The sequence below is a fragment of the Coprococcus sp. AF102-57 genome (genome assembly GCF_027686195.1).
Lineage (GTDB): Bacteria > Bacillota > Clostridia > Lachnospirales > Lachnospiraceae > Allocoprococcus > Allocoprococcus comes.
In genome coordinates this window covers 15,504-34,218 of the sequence record NZ_JAQCSY010000007.1, presented here as the reverse complement: position 1 = coordinate 34,218, position 18,715 = coordinate 15,504, and the positions used below count along the sequence as shown (strand labels likewise).

Annotated in this window: 23 protein-coding genes and 2 pseudogenes; 3 read left to right on the top strand and 22 right to left on the bottom strand. The window is 36.8% G+C overall.

Annotated elements, in window-relative coordinates:
• Positions 1-26 precede the first annotated feature (26 nt).
• Positions 27-539: an HD domain-containing protein gene (locus PGZ10_RS06155; RefSeq protein WP_270540953.1), complete on the bottom strand. Its 513-nt coding sequence runs from the start codon at positions 537-539 to the stop codon at positions 27-29.
• 170 nt (positions 540-709) lie between these two features.
• Here PGZ10_RS06155 and PGZ10_RS16935 point away from each other — a divergent pair.
• Positions 710-931: pseudogene (locus tag PGZ10_RS16935) on the top strand (LytTR family transcriptional regulator DNA-binding domain-containing protein); the annotation flags it as partial.
• A gap of 60 nt (positions 932-991) precedes the next feature.
• Positions 992-1,417 carry a hypothetical protein gene (locus PGZ10_RS06150; RefSeq protein ID WP_270540952.1) on the top strand — a complete coding sequence of 142 codons (426 nt, stop codon included), beginning with the start codon at positions 992-994 and terminating at the stop codon, positions 1,415-1,417.
• 128 nt (positions 1,418-1,545) lie between these two features.
• On the opposite strand, the gene PGZ10_RS06145 is transcribed toward PGZ10_RS06150, so the two are convergent.
• Positions 1,546-1,683, bottom strand: a complete 138-nt coding sequence (locus PGZ10_RS06145) for a hypothetical protein (protein WP_008369085.1) — start codon at positions 1,681-1,683, stop codon at positions 1,546-1,548.
• Positions 1,684-1,908: 225 nt separating this feature from the next.
• On the opposite strand from PGZ10_RS06145, the gene PGZ10_RS06140 reads away from it, so the two are divergent.
• Complete coding sequence (locus PGZ10_RS06140; RefSeq protein WP_044998574.1) at positions 1,909-2,424, top strand: helix-turn-helix domain-containing protein; 516 nt, start codon at positions 1,909-1,911, stop codon at positions 2,422-2,424.
• 50 nt (positions 2,425-2,474) lie between these two features.
• Here the strand turns inward: PGZ10_RS06140 and PGZ10_RS06135 are convergent, their stop codons facing one another.
• The 20 genes and pseudogenes from PGZ10_RS06135 to PGZ10_RS06040 all read right to left on the bottom strand — a co-directional run bounded on the left by PGZ10_RS06135 (position 2,475) and on the right by PGZ10_RS06040 (position 18,687).
• The gene (locus PGZ10_RS06135) at positions 2,475-2,891 is read right to left on the bottom strand and encodes a hypothetical protein (RefSeq protein WP_008369083.1); all 417 of its coding nucleotides are present in this window, start codon (positions 2,889-2,891) and stop codon (positions 2,475-2,477) included.
• 22 nt (positions 2,892-2,913) lie between these two features.
• Positions 2,914-3,129, bottom strand: a complete 216-nt coding sequence (locus PGZ10_RS06130; protein ID WP_055248899.1) for a hypothetical protein — start codon at positions 3,127-3,129, stop codon at positions 2,914-2,916.
• Between the two features lie 485 nt (positions 3,130-3,614).
• Positions 3,615-5,132: a hypothetical protein gene (locus PGZ10_RS06125; protein ID WP_270540951.1), complete on the bottom strand. Its 1,518-nt coding sequence runs from the start codon at positions 5,130-5,132 to the stop codon at positions 3,615-3,617.
• Positions 5,133-5,538: 406 nt separating this feature from the next.
• Positions 5,539-6,111, bottom strand: a complete 573-nt coding sequence (locus PGZ10_RS06120) for a CDP-alcohol phosphatidyltransferase family protein (RefSeq protein ID WP_270540950.1) — start codon at positions 6,109-6,111, stop codon at positions 5,539-5,541.
• Between the two features lie 6 nt (positions 6,112-6,117).
• On the bottom strand, positions 6,118-7,164 hold the full coding sequence (locus tag PGZ10_RS06115) for an FUSC family protein (protein ID WP_270540948.1): 1,047 nt from the start codon (positions 7,162-7,164) through the stop codon (positions 6,118-6,120).
• Between the two features lie 33 nt (positions 7,165-7,197).
• On the bottom strand, positions 7,198-8,241 hold the full coding sequence (locus PGZ10_RS06110) for a sensor histidine kinase (RefSeq protein WP_270540946.1): 1,044 nt from the start codon (positions 8,239-8,241) through the stop codon (positions 7,198-7,200).
• The gene (locus PGZ10_RS06105; protein WP_044024695.1) at positions 8,241-8,951 is read right to left on the bottom strand and encodes a response regulator transcription factor; all 711 of its coding nucleotides are present in this window, start codon (positions 8,949-8,951) and stop codon (positions 8,241-8,243) included. The genes PGZ10_RS06110 and PGZ10_RS06105 overlap by 1 nt, the downstream gene beginning before the upstream one ends.
• Entirely contained in the window at positions 8,930-10,363 is a 1,434-nt protein-coding gene (locus PGZ10_RS06100; RefSeq protein ID WP_270540944.1) for a phospholipase D family protein, read from the bottom strand. Before PGZ10_RS06100 ends, PGZ10_RS06105 begins: the two co-directional genes overlap by 22 nt.
• 198 nt (positions 10,364-10,561) lie before the next feature.
• Positions 10,562-12,121, bottom strand: coding sequence for a cardiolipin synthase (gene cls / locus PGZ10_RS06095; RefSeq protein ID WP_118097721.1), 1,560 nt, complete (start codon positions 12,119-12,121; stop codon positions 10,562-10,564).
• Positions 12,122-12,398: 277 nt separating this feature from the next.
• Complete coding sequence (locus PGZ10_RS16795; protein ID WP_243014418.1) at positions 12,399-12,608, bottom strand: integrase DNA-binding domain-containing protein; 210 nt, start codon at positions 12,606-12,608, stop codon at positions 12,399-12,401.
• Between the two features lies 1 nt (position 12,609).
• The gene (locus PGZ10_RS06085) at positions 12,610-12,786 is read right to left on the bottom strand and encodes a hypothetical protein (protein ID WP_004843915.1); all 177 of its coding nucleotides are present in this window, start codon (positions 12,784-12,786) and stop codon (positions 12,610-12,612) included.
• Positions 12,787-12,875: 89 nt separating this feature from the next.
• On the bottom strand, positions 12,876-13,001 hold the full coding sequence (locus PGZ10_RS06080) for a DUF6462 family protein (RefSeq protein ID WP_330674237.1): 126 nt from the start codon (positions 12,999-13,001) through the stop codon (positions 12,876-12,878).
• A gap of 121 nt (positions 13,002-13,122) precedes the next feature.
• Positions 13,123-13,302 (bottom strand): annotated as a pseudogene (locus PGZ10_RS06075) (zinc-ribbon domain-containing protein); the annotation flags it as partial.
• Between the two features lie 154 nt (positions 13,303-13,456).
• A complete protein-coding gene (locus PGZ10_RS06070; RefSeq protein ID WP_008119059.1) occupies positions 13,457-13,981 on the bottom strand; it encodes a flavodoxin family protein in 525 nt (174 codons plus the stop codon).
• A 123-nt stretch (positions 13,982-14,104) separates the two neighbouring features.
• Positions 14,105-14,248 (bottom strand): hypothetical protein, encoded by a 144-nt coding sequence (locus PGZ10_RS06065; protein WP_173690791.1) that lies wholly within the window; start codon positions 14,246-14,248, stop codon positions 14,105-14,107.
• Between the two features lie 218 nt (positions 14,249-14,466).
• A complete protein-coding gene (locus tag PGZ10_RS06060; RefSeq protein ID WP_270540942.1) occupies positions 14,467-15,843 on the bottom strand; it encodes a sensor histidine kinase in 1,377 nt (458 codons plus the stop codon).
• Positions 15,831-16,493, bottom strand: coding sequence for a response regulator transcription factor (locus PGZ10_RS06055; RefSeq protein WP_270540941.1), 663 nt, complete (start codon positions 16,491-16,493; stop codon positions 15,831-15,833). Before PGZ10_RS06055 ends, PGZ10_RS06060 begins: the two co-directional genes overlap by 13 nt.
• 14 nt (positions 16,494-16,507) lie before the next feature.
• A complete protein-coding gene (locus PGZ10_RS06050) occupies positions 16,508-17,248 on the bottom strand; it encodes a lantibiotic immunity ABC transporter MutG family permease subunit (RefSeq protein WP_144125840.1) in 741 nt (246 codons plus the stop codon).
• 1 nt (position 17,249) lies between these two features.
• Positions 17,250-17,981, bottom strand: a complete 732-nt coding sequence (locus PGZ10_RS06045) for a lantibiotic immunity ABC transporter MutE/EpiE family permease subunit (RefSeq protein WP_195250042.1) — start codon at positions 17,979-17,981, stop codon at positions 17,250-17,252.
• Positions 17,974-18,687: a lantibiotic protection ABC transporter ATP-binding protein gene (locus PGZ10_RS06040; protein ID WP_195250043.1), complete on the bottom strand. Its 714-nt coding sequence runs from the start codon at positions 18,685-18,687 to the stop codon at positions 17,974-17,976. The genes PGZ10_RS06045 and PGZ10_RS06040 overlap by 8 nt, the downstream gene beginning before the upstream one ends.
• Positions 18,688-18,715 lie beyond the last annotated feature (28 nt).

Sequence of the window (18,715 nt, the reverse complement as noted above, 5' to 3'; positions counted from 1 at the left end):
ATTATTCTCCAATATAATGCTTTTTATTATTCTTCTCTTAAAAATATTGATTCCAACAATCTGCATCCCGCTGCCGTCTTAAAAATACGGGATTTCGCATTTTCAATCGACACTTTTGAAAAATTACTCTCACTTGCATTTACAAAAAAATCTGCCTCTATTAAAATCTGATAATCTATCCCATCTATATTGGTGTATGTATGATGATGTGTGACCAGCCAGATAATACGCTCCACTTTCTGTTCTGATACAGGCATTCCTTCAAAAAACTCCTTTACCAGTGGTTCACTTTCAAGTTCCTGATTTTTACCATTTGTGTTTCCATATTTTTCACGGCAAAGTGGACAGGATATATCATGCACCACAGCTGCAAGTTCAAGAATTCCCTGTGTGTTTTCATCCACACTTTCCTGCTCCCCTATCGTCTTTGCATACGCCCATACTTTCAGGAAATGTTCGATATCTCTCAAATTCCCCTGATAAAAATCAATCATTTTTTCAATGGCAACTGCTGTTATTTTAGATTTTTCGTCTTTCATTGCATTCTTCCTCCTGACTTCTTCTGATTTATCTTTTATAACTATAGCACACTTTTCATTCGCAAATCTATTTTTTGTCTTGTAGTTACGAATATCCGCATAAATAGAAAAAGCCCTTTGAAAAAAGAATTTTCTCCTCTCTCAAAAGGCAAGTTAAAAAATTAATATCTATGTGTTATAATGTTCCACTATATTTCGAACGAAAAAATATCAAAATTTCAGATATTTTTTACCTTACCAGACAGAATCCTCACACAATCATTACGCTTTCCTCGGGAGAGAGCTTTGCAACTACAATCCCGATAAAAGAACTTATGCTTTACTTGCCAGAAGAAGATTTTCTAAACATCTCAAAAGGCGTTGTTCTTCGAAAAAATCAAATTGTTCATATATCCGACGAAGGACTTTATACAATGACTGATGGTGCTGTCTTTCAAGGAAGAAAACGTAATTTGAGTCAGCACAAACAAATCCGTAAGGCGCTTGGTTTAAATGTGCAGAACTATTCGGAGATTTCAGAAGACAGCTCACTTCAATTATTTGATAGCTGTAGCTTTCTCAATGATATGCCACTTGCTTTTTGTATTATTGAACTTGTATTTGATGCGGAGGGACATGGTGTAGACTTTGTATTCCGTTACTGTAATGATGAAATGGCTGTTGTTGAGGGCGTTCCCGTTTCAGAAATGTTGAATCATTCCTTTTATGAAGTCTTTGAAAATGGGGATAAAAAATGGCTTGTTACTTATGCGGATGTAGCATTAAACGGCAACAAACATATCCTGCAGGATTATAGTCCGGAAATCGACAAGACTTTGACCATCTACTGTTTTCAACCTGCCAGCGGATATTGTGCATGTGTATTGATTCCGTCTTAGTGTTCTGCTATTTGGCGTATGCGATTACAAAATTATTTTTCTGTAAACAAAAAAGTGCGGAAGTCCTTGATTTTTTAAGGGTTTCCGCATCTTGAATTATCTTTTATTTTCTGAACCAGGCAATTTTTTTATTTTAACAAATCGAGCAGCGTATATTCACCTTTTGGAATCTTAGCTGTTCTATGATACTCTTTTATTGCTTCCACAAGAATCCCGGAATTAGAAAAATAATTAAACACGTAATCATATGATTTTACGTCAGACATTCTAAGATTTTCCTTGCAAAAATCACTTGGTTTTTTCCCTGACTTTTTGAATTCTTTATACTGATTTTCAGCAACCAGTAATCTTTCTGGCTTCCTATCCATTTATAATCTTGTTGTTTACTGATGCTTCAAGTATAATAAAATCTATAAAGGAAATACACGCACAGCATGTGGACTTAATGCCTGATAATCCTCATGTTCGCGATATACAGGGAGGTTATTCTCATGGGGAAACAATCTACGAGAGAAAATAAGACAATTTATCAGATTTGCCGGGAAAAAGCCGGTCTCACCAGATCAGAAGCCAGTGAAAAAATGACTGCTGTTTCTGATTCTAAAATTGAAAAGTTTGAATATGAAATGCAGGAACCCACACCTTACGATATCATCCAGATGGCTGATGCTTACAAGCGCCCGGATCTCTGCAATTATTACTGCTCTCATAAATGCGAAATCGGTCATCGTTATGTCCCGGAGGTCGAAGTTTCTGATTTATCCAATATAATCCTGGAAACCATTGCCAGTCTGAATGAGATTAATCCTCTTACCACACGTCTGATCCAGATTGCCCGTGACGGTAAGATCAGCGATGATGAGATCAAGGATTTTGCTTTTATCAGTAACAAACTGGATGAAATTTCTCTGGCAATAGATTCCCTGAATCTCTGGGTTGATAAAACAGCCGGAGAGCAGGGACTAAACATCGAATTGCTCAGAGAAGAAAAAAAGAAACAGAAATAAGTATGAAAAACAAGGCAGCGAACCTATTTATGATCCACTGCCTCTTTCCTTTACATATACTGTAACTGGTTTATGATGTATTCCGTTCTGCGGATAGCTTCTTCCACCTGATGTCTGGCATTATTGATTCGATCCTGCACCATCCAATCCACAACAAATCCATCAAAAAAATAATCTGCAAAGGATAAGAAATCTCCAGTATTGATGTTCAGATTACAAGCCATGTTCACATCATTTAATTCCCTACTGAAATTACGAAGATCATATTTCGCCTGTTCCATATTTTGTCTGGCCTGATCCATCTTGGAGTGTTTCAACATCGTAGAAAAGAATCCACCGCCAAACATATCCACCAGTCCCCAATTTTTTGCACTGTTCAGGTTTTCTTTTGCTGTCCGAAGACTACTTAACGCTCGTTGTCCTGCTTCAATCGCTTCTCGTTTCTCTTTTTCTATATCATATCCCATAATTTCTTCCCTCCTCGTATTTTTATGAGTTAGATGATATAAGTGCAATGATTCCGCCGATGATCAACAATGGAAATGCAATATAAATCAGTCCACCAACAACCATTCCTATCAAAATCACCGGAAAAAATACAACTGTACAGAGCAACTTTAAGATTCCCCAGGATGCTTTTACACCAAATATAAAAAATTTTCCAATAAACCAGATCATGCATATAGTAAATAGTAACGATAACATATTCTACTCCTTCTGACTCCTGTTATGATTTGAATCATTCATTTTTTTGATTGTTTACTTGATACAAACTCAGATGTATTTCTCACACCGATTTTACTACTGAATTCTGGGTTCTTCTCTATTTTTTCAATCATCCGAATTAACCTTATTCTCTGTGCTGTATCCATCTGCTCACCTCATTCTGACAGTTCTCCCTTTTGATATTGTCAGTATAACCGGATAACTTTTCAAAATATATACCTAATACAAAGAATTGAATATATGTAATTCTCAATTTTCGAGGAATATTTAAAAAGACCCAGAGGGAATTGTTCCCTTCTGAGCCTATTGGTTATATAGCAGTATTTTTCTTTTGTAATTTCTTCTCTGGAAATCTTCGAACCAAGGTGCATTCCTCGTTGCTTACACATATACGCTTTCATTGTTTCTATATCTCATCAGCACTTCCTGACTCAAGTGAGCACATTTGCGAATTGTTTTCCTCATTATTTACATGCCACACTTCCAGAGCAGAAATTTGCATATGTTTTATGCATAACTATTGTTCCATTTGAAAACTTAATATCAATATCATTTGCAGAACCATATCTAACTATTTTAGCTTTCATTCCATTTCTCATTATCTTCTCTGTCCATAACCGTTCATTTTTCAAAGTACGCCTCAGTTGCGGAATCCCAGGTTTACCTATAGCTCCGTGAATAAAATCCTCATATTTTCTATCTTTCACAATAGTGCCATCTTTAAATTTAACGGTGATATGATTTGCATCTTTTACTTCAATAATCTCCGCCTCCTCATTACCTCTGTTTTGAATTTTTTTATCCCCTATATGATTTCTTGCATAACAGGAAGGCACTGCTACACTACCTGTACTAAATCTTTCCCATCTTGTTTTTACTATTTCTCCATTATCAAACTTCACTTTGATATCATTACTCAAATTATATTCAATCACTTCTGCCATCATCCCGTTCTTCATTTGTTTTCGTAAATTTAATCTTTGATTATTTTTTGCCAGACTTGTATCTTTGGGATGTAAAATATTTCCTTTAACAAAACTTTGATAACATTTATGATATACAATTTCTCCATCCTCGAACTGTACAGTGATATTTCGACAACTAGACATTTTAATGATTTCTGCAACCATACCATTATTCATTTTTTTCTTTTCATATAAATGAATCGTTGCACGTTTATTATTTGATACATATTCCTTTATTGTACGTTTATCTTTCTCAAAGTTTATAAACTTATCATCCTTTTTGAGAACATCTCTGACAAAACTTTTCAGGCAACATTCCAATGAAGCTGACATAAATCTACTATCCTCTAAAATATAGTTTCTTCCACTAACACCAGAACATCCCGGTTCTCTAAAACGATAAAGTTTTATTCCCAACTTTTCAACTATTTTATTCTTTCCTTCATCATCTTTATTTTTAGTATGAGAATATTCACCATCATACTCAATCGCTATTTTCAGCTTATCATTATATAAATCAAGCTCTTTCCCTTCTAAACCAACTCTGTCAGAACGCTTTGAACGTTGTGGAATTCGAACAAACCCCAATGACTCTAAATAAAATCTTAATACCAATTCATTTTGTGATACATTTCCTCCAGAAATTGTAGGATGTGCAATACTACCGATACAAAAATCCCGCCAGGATACTCCCGTTCTTTTTCCTCCATCTTCAAACAAAATATCCATATCATGACTCCCCCTGTATTCAATAACCTCAGCAGTCAATCCATTATTCATTACCTTTTTCTCGCCAATTCGCTCTTCTCTATTTCTTGGAGCTTTAAAATGTTTTTCATAGTTGAAGTTTCCCTCAATAAAGTATCTCCAATTTTTTAACTTCATTTCTTTCCCATCACAAAATCTGATTATAAAATTTTCACAAGTACTATAACTTACAACTTGTGCCCTCTTTCCATCCCTGGATGTACTCTCTACCCCTATTCTTTCACTTGCTTTTGTTATGTATTTTCTCATTTACACGCCTGCATTCTAATTTGATAAGTGTTTCTTTCTAAAATCAAAAAATCCTGTTCTGTACACCAAAACATTATTTTTTGACTTCCTTTATTATATTTTTCTATATAAAGAAATTCCCAGAATACTTACTGCTATCACAATAAGAAATTTTCCAAATCCTGATATTGTATATTCTAGACCTCTCATACAAATAATCTGGCTTCTATTAAATTGTCTTCTCTTCATCACCGTACATGATGAATCATTGTCAAATCATTTCTGTTGTCAGATGAAAGTGTTCATAAGCCCTTCTTAAAATATATCCATTGTTGCAGTCAAATGTTCAAATAGTTTGTGTGTTTGACTTACTGTTTATATCTATCTTCTCCTAAATATTTTTCTAGTCATTGCAATATAAAATTGCTTATACAGTCTCTCCCTTAAGAGTCCTGGTATTCTGGATAATATACAGAGCGACCGATATGACCATCATTATAGCGCACAAACCAATCGACAGATCTGATACCATCGGTGTAATGTGGAACCATATAATATGCACCGCTGCAGTTCCATATAATAAAAAGGTTACTATCTTTCCATGCCAGTCTGCACCATGTACTTTTCCTGTCTTTCGTATCACAAGACATCCACTGACTACCATATACAGCTCCTTACCTGCCATTATTACGATTAAAAGAAACACATGCGGAAAACGAGTAAACAGACAGATTAACATCGCTGCCTGTGTCAGCTTATCAGCCACCGGATCAAGTATTTTTCCTAAATTACTAATCCTATGGAATCTTCTTGCGATATATCCATCAGCAAGATCCGTAAGACCAGACAGCAATAAGATTTCACCAGCTAACAGAGGATTTTTCTTTACACAATAACTCCATATAATTACCGGAATCAGACAAAGCCGAAAAAAAGAAAGAAGATTAGGAACCGTAATAATTCTATTCAAATTTTCTTCCTGATTCACTTCACTCTGCATGTACGGTCACCTCACTTTCCTTTTTTTAGACATAAACCAATAAAATATAACACAAAATGCTAAAGCAAACACAACACCAAAAACATTTTGAATCACTCTAAGACTAACCGCTCCTTGTAGTCCATAAGTCTCTGCAGCAATGGCTAAAGCACCAAATGTGTTAAATACTGCCTGCCAGCCATATTGTGCTGAAAGTCCTACACCGATTCCACCAAGAATTCCTATATATGCATAGATTGACGAAGGAAGCAGAAAATATAATACTGTAAAACATATAACACCTGCAATATTTCCGACAATCCTTTTACGGACTCTGTAGTGCATATCTTCCATAAACGGCAAAATCGCGGACATGGCCGCAATACCAGCCCACATTGCACGTGGCATATTACAAAGTTCTGCAATGCAAAGGACAATCGGTACGCATAAAATCTGACATATCTGCCATTTTGTTCTGGAAGAAGTGATATCAAATTCTTGTATCAGATCTTTCAGATTTCTTTTATAATTTCTGTTTTTATGATTTCGATAGAATACGAAGCAGGTAAGTGCTGCACCTAAAGCCATTCCGACTAATCGCATCTGATAGCTTTTTCCCGTAACATCATAACCATATAGCAGCAGATACCCAAGAACCAATGTAGATTGATTAAACATGAATGGATTATGGCATCCGAACAGAATCAACACAGCCAGTGCCGCAATATTTAACAGCATTCCCAATACCGGTGAAAACTGATTTGCTAAATGCGGACATACAGTCATAATTACAAAGAACAAAGCCAAAAGCATCGTAGATTGTCCGGTGTGGATCCCCAGATCCGCATTTCTAAACACCATGAGACATAATAAGACTACTACACCTACAATGCTGTTCTCATTTCCAAATAGGATGCTGAAAATACTAACAAAGAAAAAACAAAATGCCAATGTAACAGCTATCTTCACCAGATATACCCACATATGATATAATTTTTCTTTTAGTGTTTCACTCTTTTTCAACAGGTTTTTAGAACCTGCCTGATTTAACTGCAACTCCTGATAAAATGTCATATAAATTCTCCCATCTTCTAATTTATCTTAAAACTATATAATCTCATCTTTCTGCTTTGGCAGCTCTATAACAAATCTGCATCCACCATATTCACGGTTTTCTGCTTTGATTGTTCCTCCGGCACTATCTACAATCCGTTTTACAAGTGCAAGACCTAGGCCATTTCCTTCTGCTTTATGAGATCCATCTACCTGATAGAACTTGTCAAATATTCTGGATTTTACATCATCCTCTATTCCTGGTCCTTCATCTTCCAGAATGAACTTAACAGAATCCTGTTTTTGTTTCAGAAACATCGTAATTGTCCCCTTTGAAGGGCTGAACTTAATCGCATTATCCAAAAGATTTATCCAGATATGCATAAAAAGTCCTTCATTCCCAGTATATTTAACTTCCTCCAATTCTACCTGAAAACCAATTTCTTTTTCTGTCCATTTTGTTTCCAATGAAAGAAATGCCTGGCGGATCTGTTCATCCAGACGATATTCTGTTTTTTTCATTGGTATATTCTGATTCTCTAACTTGGATAACAGCAAAATATTACCAACCAATCCGGAAAGTCTTTGGGTGTTAAATAAGATTTTTTCTACATATTCCTCTTGATCCGGAGACAGTTCTTCTCCCTGAAGCAGCATTGTATATCCTTCAATGGCATTAATCGGGGTCTTAAACTCATGAGAAACATTAGATACAAAATCCATCTGCAGCACCTCTGTTGCACGAAGTTCTTTTGTCATAACGTTAAAACTTTGATAAGATTCTCCAACTTCTGCTATACGGCTGTTCGTTTCCAAATGCTGTTCAAAATCTCCCTGAGAAACTTCCTTCATTGCTTTACTAAGTCTGGTAATTGGTTCCAGTAACTTTGCATTGATAAAGGAAGTGATCAGCCCTGCAATCAATGTATTGAAAATCAAAAGCCAGCCAAGCACAGATATGCTGCCCGGCAGATTAAAATAATGATTCAAAAAAGCAAATAATAAAGCAGATATGACTGTTGAAAATACAAGTGCCAGCCAGATTGCACCAGTCAGACAGGATCGGATCCGCAATCCTTTTTCTTTCTTTTGTTCCATTATTTTTTCACCACCTTGTATCCAATTCCACGCATTGTTACGATTTCAAAATCAGGGTTATCTTTAAAACGCTCTCTGATTCTTCCTATATGTACCTCTATCGTATGTGGGTCTGCCTCCGTCTCGTATCCCCATACTTCATCCATCAACTGTTGTTTTGTAAATGTTCTGCCTGGCGAAGCTGCAAGCTTATATAAAAGCAAGAATTCTTTTTTAGGCAAAACAAGACTTTCCTTATCAGTTGTAACCGTCATTGCATCATAATCAAACTCTGTTGAACCGATCACAATTTTGTGTTCATTCAGTATCTGTGCACGGCGAAGCAGTGCTCCAACTCTTAAAACCATTTCATTCACATTTACCGGTTTTACCATATAATCGTCACTTCCCGAAAGAAATCCCTGGCGCATATCATCAAAGGAACCTTTCGCAGTGATCATAAGTACCGGTATCTGATATCCTGCTGAACGGAGTTCCGACACCAGTTCATAACCATCCATAACCGGCATCATAATATCGGAAATGATCAGATCAATATACTCTTTATCCAATATTTCTAATGCCAGTGCTCCATCCGATGCACTTTTGACCTGATATCCATTCTTCTCAAGCACTTTTTGGAATAGCTGGCTTAATTCTTTATCATCTTCTACAATCAATATTTGAAACACGTTTTCCTTCCTCCTTATTAAAACAGATACCTTGCCCATCCAAGCAGATGCTGTACCAAAAATATTTTTCTCTGACGTTTCTTTGTTAATTCGATTGGCTCTACATGATATGGATCATTATAAGTTCCGCCTTCTAATATCTGGCGGGACACTTTTTCATATTCCATCATGCCCTCTTCCAACTGTTTATTAATATCTTTACTGCGTATTACAAGCATCAGTTCCGTATCCAGATATGCACTTCTCATGTCCATATTAAAGGAACCGATTACAGACAGATCATCGTCAATCAGAATACTTTTTCCGTGGTATGAATAACCGCCTTCATATTCCCAGATATTAATTCCTGTACTTAAGATTCTATTTCTGTTTTTCGCATAATCGGCAGACCCAAATGGATTCCCATTATTCGCAACTGAATTTGTCATGATAGAAAAATCTGAAACGTTCTCTACAATCTCCTCCCATGTATTATACATCATATCATTACAGATAATATATGGCGTGTGGATCTTCACACGATTTTTTGCATTTTTCATCAATTCTCCCAACTGATACCACACTACTGGTTCCTTGGAACCTGTGTGGATAGGATTTGACACTAATGCAATCTTTTCTGTCTCAAAAGTTTCGTCCGTGTAATCGGTATCGCAGATTCTTTCCTTATTCTCTTCAAAATATTTCTGATAGCCGTTCTGCAGCTCTAAAACTGCGTTCTTTACAGATTTTCTATTTGCCAGTTTTTTATTGTCATGAAAATAACCACTGTCTTCTTGTTCCCATATCGTTTCAAAATACTCTAACAACTGGTTAACTGAATTTTCTTTCTCAGGTTCATCGCAAACCACTAACACGTCTCTGTCATAGTTCTTATGTCCCGGAAAATCACCCAGGAAATAATTGTATGTATTTCTTCCCCCAAGAATATATCTCTTTCCATCTGCAATCAAATATTTATCATGCATTCTACCCATCATTTTCCACGGTTTCAACGGATTGGCCTTATTATACAGTTTAATTTCAACATTCTCATGGGAAGATAATCCATAGAAATACGGATTTCCTTCCATATCAATCCAGCTCTCCATTCCATCTACTAACAGACGAATATGTACACCTCTGTCTGCCGCATCATGCAGTGCTCCTAAAATCAATTTTCCACTTTCATCGGATTGAAATGCAAAAGTAGAAAGAATAATTTCCTTTTTTGCATTCTTGATCAAACGCACTCTTTGTAAAAGCGCTTCTGGATTCTTTTCTATGATTACTGCCCGTTCTGTATTTTCACTGCATTCGTTCCATGACCCATTTTTTGTTTCTTTTTTGGTTGTATTGGACACTTCCGGCTGCTTTTTATATGCAACGCAGATTCCGAGCAATTCATAAAAAGCCACACATAAAAAAATTGCCAGTATAACAAGAAGGATTTTACATATTTTATGCTTTTTCATTGTACATCACCTGATTCCTTTTTATTTCATACTTATACAATACAAAGTCAATCTCAATTTAACCTCAACAAGGTTTGTTTTTTTCATCCATGCAAAATTTTCTTTGTACAACAGACTGTTAGATATAGCAAAAACGGCCTTTCAAAAACAGTTAACTTCTAAATCAACTGTTTTTTGAAAGGTCGTTTCATCAGATTCTTATAGCAATCCAGCAAATAATCTCATAAATAATTGTCCCAGTCGCAAATATGCACTTCGTCCGGTTTGATATTGGTCTGTCACATCACGACATTCTCCCATCGTTCTTATCAGATCATTTTTTATTTCCACAACTGCCTGACAATCTGCCATAAAACAGCCGTTTTCAAAATGGTGATATAAACTTCGATAATCCAGATTAATTGTTCCACAAGTTGCCATACAGTCATCTGCCACACTCATTTTTGCATGACAGAAACCAGGAGTCCACTCATAAACACGAACACCATGTTTAACCAATCCATGATAAAAAGAACGAGTTATATTATAAATGAATTTTTTATCAGGGATACCAGGTGTGATAATTCTTACGTCTACCCCTCGCTTAGCAGCCAGACATAACGCATGCGTCATTTCATCTGTTATGATTAGATATGGAGTCATAAACCAACAATATTTTTCAGCTTTATTTATCATACTGATATAAACTTCTTCTCCTACTTGCTCATTATCCATAGGGCTGTCTGCATAAGGTTGAACAAACCCAGTTTGCTGTGCCGCATAATCATAGTGGAAAAGGTATTTACTAAAATCAGAATCATTAGCATCCTTATCACTTACTGCATTCCACATTTCCAAAAATGTCACCGTAAGCGACTGAACAGCATCTCCTTCTAAACGAATACCTGTATCTTTCCACTGTCCATACGGGTGTGTGTAATTAAAATATTCGTTTGCTAGATTATATCCACCTGTAAATCCGACTTTTCCATCAATAACTGTTATTTTTCTATGATCACGATTGTTCAAAAACAGATTTAAACCTGGCATAAACGGATTGAATACACGGCAATGAATTCCTATTGCCTCCATCTTTTTCACAAAATCTGTGTTAATAAAGCCTATCGAACCCATATCATCGTAGAATACTCTAACTTTCACACCTGCTTTTACTCGCTCTTCCAGAACATCTTGAATCTTATGCCATGCTTCAGCGTCTTCTATCGCATGATATTCCATAAAGATAAACTTCTGTGCTTTCTCCAAATCCTTAAGCTGTGCCTCTAATCCTTTCACTGCTTCATCAAAATACACAATATCCGTATTCTGATAGATTGGATACTGCGAATTTCTTTGTATGTAACTTGCTATATTTCCTGCTTTCGGAATTGTTTCTTTTATTCTGCTCAAACACTCCTGACTGTCCGGAAGCATTGGTAACAATTTGCTATCAATTTCTGCATATCGCTCACGCATTTTATGTGTGCCACCATTCAAACCAATCAACAAATACAGGCCTACACCCATAATTGGGAAAATTAGAATTAAAATGACCCAAGGCATTTTCATAGAGGATGTCTTATTTGATGCGTACAATCCCAAAACCAAGATCCCACTCAAAATCCTTGTAAATAAATTTATGATTTCTGCATATTCATTCAAGCGTGTTACAATAGTAATAATAAAAATCACTTCCAGAAGAATGCAGATTATGGAAAAACACAGTCGTTTTACCCCATTTTTTGTTTTTGCTTTGCCCTCTAAAGTATCTTGTTTCATATATATTCCACCTTCCTACTTGCTCAGTTTTCTCCCTAAATTTCGTGTAATATACCAATTTTGTCTTTTATAAGTAAAGCGGACATTCGCAATCCGCTTTCGCTACTTGCTCATGAACGCAGTCGCTTTGCGACCTGTCTGCACTGTTCTTTCACACTTTCTGGTGCAAGTATCTGTACCTTATAATTCACTTTTGTTGATAGTTTCAAATCATATTTCTGTTCGATAAATCGATCATCTAATTCATTCAGCGTCATCCTGTCAGCTAGCAGCGGATTCAGTCCATCTTCTTTGTCACGGATGATTTTCTTTCTTTTGCTCTGAGTTCAACCAATGTTTTTGCGTAAACGGTTCGTCTATTTTTATCTAAAGCTGTATAAGAATAGCGACCGTCTTTTCTCTGACTCTCACCGGTTCGCAACACATACCCCCCGGCTGTCTTTTCTTGATTTTTCCATCCTCTCACCTCACTAATCGTGAGGAGCATCTTAACTGTGCTTATCCTGTCGGTATAATAGTTCCAATCCTTTCTTAAGCACCTGCCCTTTTGTAAGATCGTACTTTTCAGCATAAGCTTCCAATTGCTTCTGTTCAGCATTGGAGAAACGGATGGTGAAGCGATAGTTCATGGGGTCATCACTCTTTGGTCTTCCCATCTTTGCCATACTATTTCCTCCTTCCTTACAACACTATTATGCTTTATGTCCGACAATAAGTCAACGTGTTTTGCTCCTCATGTATTACATTTTATTTTTTATAATTCATCTCTGAAATTCTCAAGATATTCATCCACAATCTCTGTATTAACCAGAACAACTCTCTTCACATGATAGACTGCTTTTGCATCTTTCGCTAATTCCTGAAATGTATGCCCCCCCATGGGAACCAATAGAAACTTCTGTCGGTTTTATCTTATTCTTTTCCGACCACTGCTTTTCCAGTAGCGGCTCTAATGTTGCCAAATCGTTAATCCCTGCAATCACTCTCGCACCGGAACATATCGGGCATTTCTCTCCATTGGAACGAGCCTTAACGCTTGTCTTCCATTCGTGACCACAAGCACCTTTCCACCATACTTTTTTATTTGAACCGAAAGTAATGTCATCAGGTGTAAGCGGTAAGTTCTTCTCCGACCACTCCGAAACAAGCTCCGGGTGTACTTCTGCTAAACTGTTACTCATATCAAAACCTCCACTTCCTCTGTGATTAGAGTATATGAAGTTTTAGCTTTATCTTGTAGTTTGCGAATATCTGTATAAATAGAAAAAGCCCTTTGAGAAAAGGATTTCTCCTCTCTCAAAGGGCAAGTTGGCAAACTGGAATTTGGAACGTGCTTTATAAATTTTTTCCGATCCCCTCAAGTTCGTTCATGGAATCCTTGTTTTTTTCAAGTTCATCTCTGGCTGTTGCGTAATATGATTTTTTGAAAAGCATATCCCATGAAAGATATTTTGCCATACAGTCAAACTGCTTATCAATCAGCTCATACTGGATACTGTCTACGGGAGAACCGCCTACAACAATCGTGCCAACTTTTTTATTTTTTAACTGCAATCCACGGCAGTAGCACTTATCAATGATAAGTTTCAATTGTGCTGACATTCCCCACCAATAAACTGGTGTAGCAAAAAGAATCATATCTGCGGCAGCAATTTTATCAATTGTAGGATTTGTATCATCCTTATCGACGCATCCCTTAGAGCATTGACAGACACCACATCCCTTGCATGGTGCAATGTTGAGTTTGTCAGGTTCAATGATTTCAATTTCATTCTTTTCTGATGCTCCTTTTATAAATGCATTGATTGCTGTCAGCGTGTTTCCTTTTCTGGCACTTCCATTAATGATTACAATTTTCATGCTTGTATCCTCCAACTTCCGATTTTTATATTAAATCCATTTATCTGCTTATTTTTCTTCACATATTTTATCAATATCTCAAAAGCACTTAATAATAAATCCGCACCCGTTTCTTTCCCGTGATCAGTGTGTCCGTAACAACTGTACTGTGTGTTCTTCTTTTGCATTGACTGCCGACAGAATCCTGTCCCGGTACATGAGCCCTCTCTGGATACTGTAAAATCCAAATCTTCTGCGTATATCATCCACCGCTGAATCCATCTTCATCTGCTTTTCACGTTTCTCCACACTTGAGAACAACTATAATGATAGTTATGTAATAAAGAATAGTACGAGCATTTTTAATTTTATCAGCTATCATAATTCTGTATGCCTCCTTCTTCCATGAGATTACAGCAAACGTAGTAGTAATGTCTATCAAAAGGCTTTTACATATTAGATAAAAGCATGTAAAATTTCTTTTACATAGCTTAATTGCGGTCTATTTAGCTTGTTTCTTGACTACTCAGGAAAAATATTTCTACCCTCGCCCCACCTGTATTTTCAGAATTTGAAAGCTTAATACCTCCACCATATTTTTCAACCACAGTTTTTGCAAAAAATAGTCCCATCCCATAATGGGCTTCGCCATTTCTACTTGTGTCATCCATAAAAAACTGCTCTGTGCCATGCAATAATGCTTCTTTTGTAAATCCTGATCCGCTATCCTCCACAATGAATGTCAGCCGGCCATCCTGCTCCTTTGCGTCAATATAAATGATTCCATTTTCTTTTGTATGCTCCACTGCATTCTGAATCATATTCATTACGGCCCGGAACATTGGATCATAAGCAATCGTTACCTTTTTATCACTTTGTCCCGCCTTCCAATCTATTTTCTGGTGATAGATTTCTACCAGTCCGAGTGCCTGTTCCTTTATATCTGCGAAAAAATCTTCTAACCTCACCGTTGTATAGGTAACATCACTGCAATTCCATGATTTTGTGACATCTATCAACTGTTTTACATAACTTTGTATCTGTGTTGTGCCGTTCAAAACATAAGTGATATTATTCTTCTGTTCTGTGGTCAGTTCAGTCTCTGAAAGTAGTTCTGCATTTCCCCGTACAATCGTAAGAGGCGTTTTAATATCATGCGCCAAAGCAGACATCTGTTGTTTCTTTTCCTGCTCTGTTTTCCACTGCTTTTCTAAAGATTCTCGCAATGCATCTCGCATATCATCGATTGCCGATAAACAGTCATCAAACTCTTTGATACCGGAACAGGATGTCTCATATTCCAGATTTTGATTCTTTATTTGTCCGATTGCGTCTAATACAGGCTGCATCTGCTTTTTGATTCTTTTTCCAAAACGTATGGACGGAATGATGATAATCGCTACCGCTCCAATCACTGACATAATACTCATCACATTCTGTGGTCCTATAAAATGCTCCCTCAAAAAAGCTGAATGATATTGAGGTGTCAGGCGATATTGCAATACAACATATTCATTTTCCCTTACAATTACTTTATAAAAATATTTCCCGGATGCGTTTCCGTACTTTGCAACATTCCATGCTATCTGTTCGTATTGTTCTGACAGATCTCCACCTATTTTCTCTCCATTCTCTGAAAAGATTACATAATCACAAAGTGCAGGAATCATCTCAGCAGTTACTTTATCCGCACGTAAAATCGTATCATATGCTTCATTAATCTTTTGCTCTGCATAATTCGCCGGATAGATACAGCCCACACTAATCAAAAGGTACAGCAGCAGCCAAGCAACAATCACCAAACCTACTAATGATCCAAGCATGACCAGTACATATCTCATAAAAATCCAGCTGAGTGCATTGCTTCTCTTTACTCTTCCCATTTATATCCAATCCCCCAGACTGTTTTTATCGGTGTATAATCATAATCCGCAAATTTTGCTCTTACATTTTTGATATGCGTGATTATAGTACTGTCATTACTCTCATTGTCAAAGCCAAAGACCGCTTCCAATATCTGTTCCTTCGAGAAAACCTGTCCTCTGTTTTTAGCCAGAAATTCACAGATTTCGTACTCCGCTTTCGTAAGAGGAAGTTCCTTATCATCAACCAATAGTTTCTTTTGAGATATTTGAATACAGACCCTCCCCAAAACCATCCGGACAGAATGTTCCCTGTGCTCTCTTCTAAGATGTGCATGAATCCTTGCCCGAAGTTCCATCACTCCAAATGGCTTTGAAATATAATCATCTGCTCCTAAAGAAAGTCCGTTTACCAGACTGTTTTCCTCCGTTTTTGCCGTAAGAAACAAAATCGGACAATCCACAAGTGCCCTGATTCTTTTGCATAATTCGAAGCCGTCAATTCCAGGCATCATAATGTCCAGTAAAATCAGGTCATAACGATGTAATTCTTCCATATTAATTTTTAGTGGATTACTTACTTTGGTAACCAGATGTCCATCCTTATTCAAAATGCTTTCTATCATTTCCAAAATTGCCGGTTCATCATCAACTGCCAGTATTTTTGCCATAGTTTCCCTCGATTCTATTCCGATATTCTATTTCCTTCCCAGTGGTTTACCCACCAAAAATAGTATACCATACTAATCCCTGTAAATATTAAGCAACCTGGTATGAATGACAACCATTCACCTACACTAGTTTCTCCCAATACAGATTGCAGATAAGTATATGGTACTCTACCCGTCCAGCAGACAAATACATATTTCCACACATAATCTCCAAGTCCGGTAAGCATCAATGCACTAATTAGTCCTGATATAATCCCTGCTCCAATGGATACCCCTTTTCCAAACTGAAAAGCCAGAATCAGCTGCCACAGATAAAGTGGAACACTGCTTCCCCACAGCAGCAATGCTGCAAATATACATCCTTTCATGATTTCGATATCGCTTGATGCGATTCTTCCAAATCCAATTCCGAATATGATTGCTGTCAATAGGATAGAGCACAGACACAAAACCAGTAGCATCAACAGTTTCGATAAAAATGCTGCAGGTTTATCCGGTAAAGACAACAGATTTTGAAAATCACCTGCATTTTGTTCCTGTTCCATCACACTTGCTGTAAAAATTCCAATAAGTACCGGAAGTCCTGCTCCTATTGCCTGATAAAATGCAATCACTTTCATATTTTCATTCCATGGTGAAAAAAAGTAATATATTAAAAATATAACGCTGGTTATAATCGGAATCAGTAAGTGTGCCAGAATCACAGATGTTCCTTTCATCTTTCGCAAGTCTGCATTAAAAGATCTTCCAATCATCTTATTTCACCTCTCTTCTCTCAAACCATTTCAAAAACAGAACCGTTACAAAAACAAACCAGATGATTGAGAGACACATTCCCGGAACAATGACTCCCGTATCCAAAAGAGGATTCCCTGCTTCTGCGGCAAGTCCATTTGGTAAAACATGAAGCAACGGGCACATCATTCGCATAGGGATTGCAGAAACAAGTACATACCAGATTCTGGTTTGTGATATTACCACACCGCTGACGGTAATAAATAGGCAGACGAACAGGTTTACAATCATTCCAAATCGTTCACTTAAAAATAAAGCTACCGGAATCTCCCATAACTCAGAAACCGTCAGAAACAATACTGCAATCAACGCTCCTCCAACTGGAACATGTGTCGTTAGAAGAAAGCCTCCAAGCGTTGCTCCTTCAAACACAATCACATTAGAAAACAAAATCATGTACCCAATATAAATAATTTTCCCCAGCAACAATTTTCTTCTGTCTGTGGGAATAGTCATTAAATGATAGTATTTTATCTTTTTCTCCTGCGCCACAGAAAGATAACAAAATAGAGCAATCATCCCCGGCAGCAAAAGTGTATACCACCAGTTCCAAACACTTTCTGCATAAGCATTTGTCATCCCAAGAGTAAATATAAATGCCATGACAAATGTAAGAAGAGGAAATCCCCAGATAAACTTTTTTCGCATGGTTCTTTTGGCTTTTTGATGTTCTGCTTTTATAATATTAACCATGGATTTCACCTGCTTTCTGGTTTTTTCTTACCACATTCATAAACAAATCTTCAAGATTATCTCCCTGCTTTAATGCTCCTTCGTATCCTAAGATTCCACCTGAAATAATCCCGACTTTATCTGCAAGTAACTGTACCTCTGAGAGAATATGACTGGAGAGAATTACATTGATTCCCTGTTCCGGAAAAGACCGGATCAGCTCTCGTAATTCCTCGATGCCTATTGGATCTAATCCATTCGTAGGTTCATCCAATATCAAAAGTTCCGGTTCTCCAAGCAATGCCATTGCAATGCCTAGTCTTTGCTTCATCCCCAAAGAAAACTGTCCTGCTTTCTTCTTTCCGGTGTTTGTAAGTGATACAATCTGCAAGACCTCATCAATTCTGTTTTCATCTGTACCAAGCAATAATTGTCTTACCTTCAAATTCTCTCTGGCGGAAAGATTTTCATAAATAGGCGGATTTTCGATTAACGCTCCTATTTTTGATAAATCTTTCCTATCCAAAAGTTTTCCATCAAAGTAAATCTTTCCTGCAGTTGGTTTCATCATACCGGTCAGCATTTTCAATGTGGTAGATTTACCAGCGCCATTCGGTCCAAGCAGTCCATAAATCTGTCCCTTTTCGATATTAAGTGAAACATTATTTACCGCTTTCTGTTTTCTAAAATATTTACATAGATTTTGTGTCTGTAACATCATTTCCATCTTTACTATCCTTCCTTCTATATTTCAT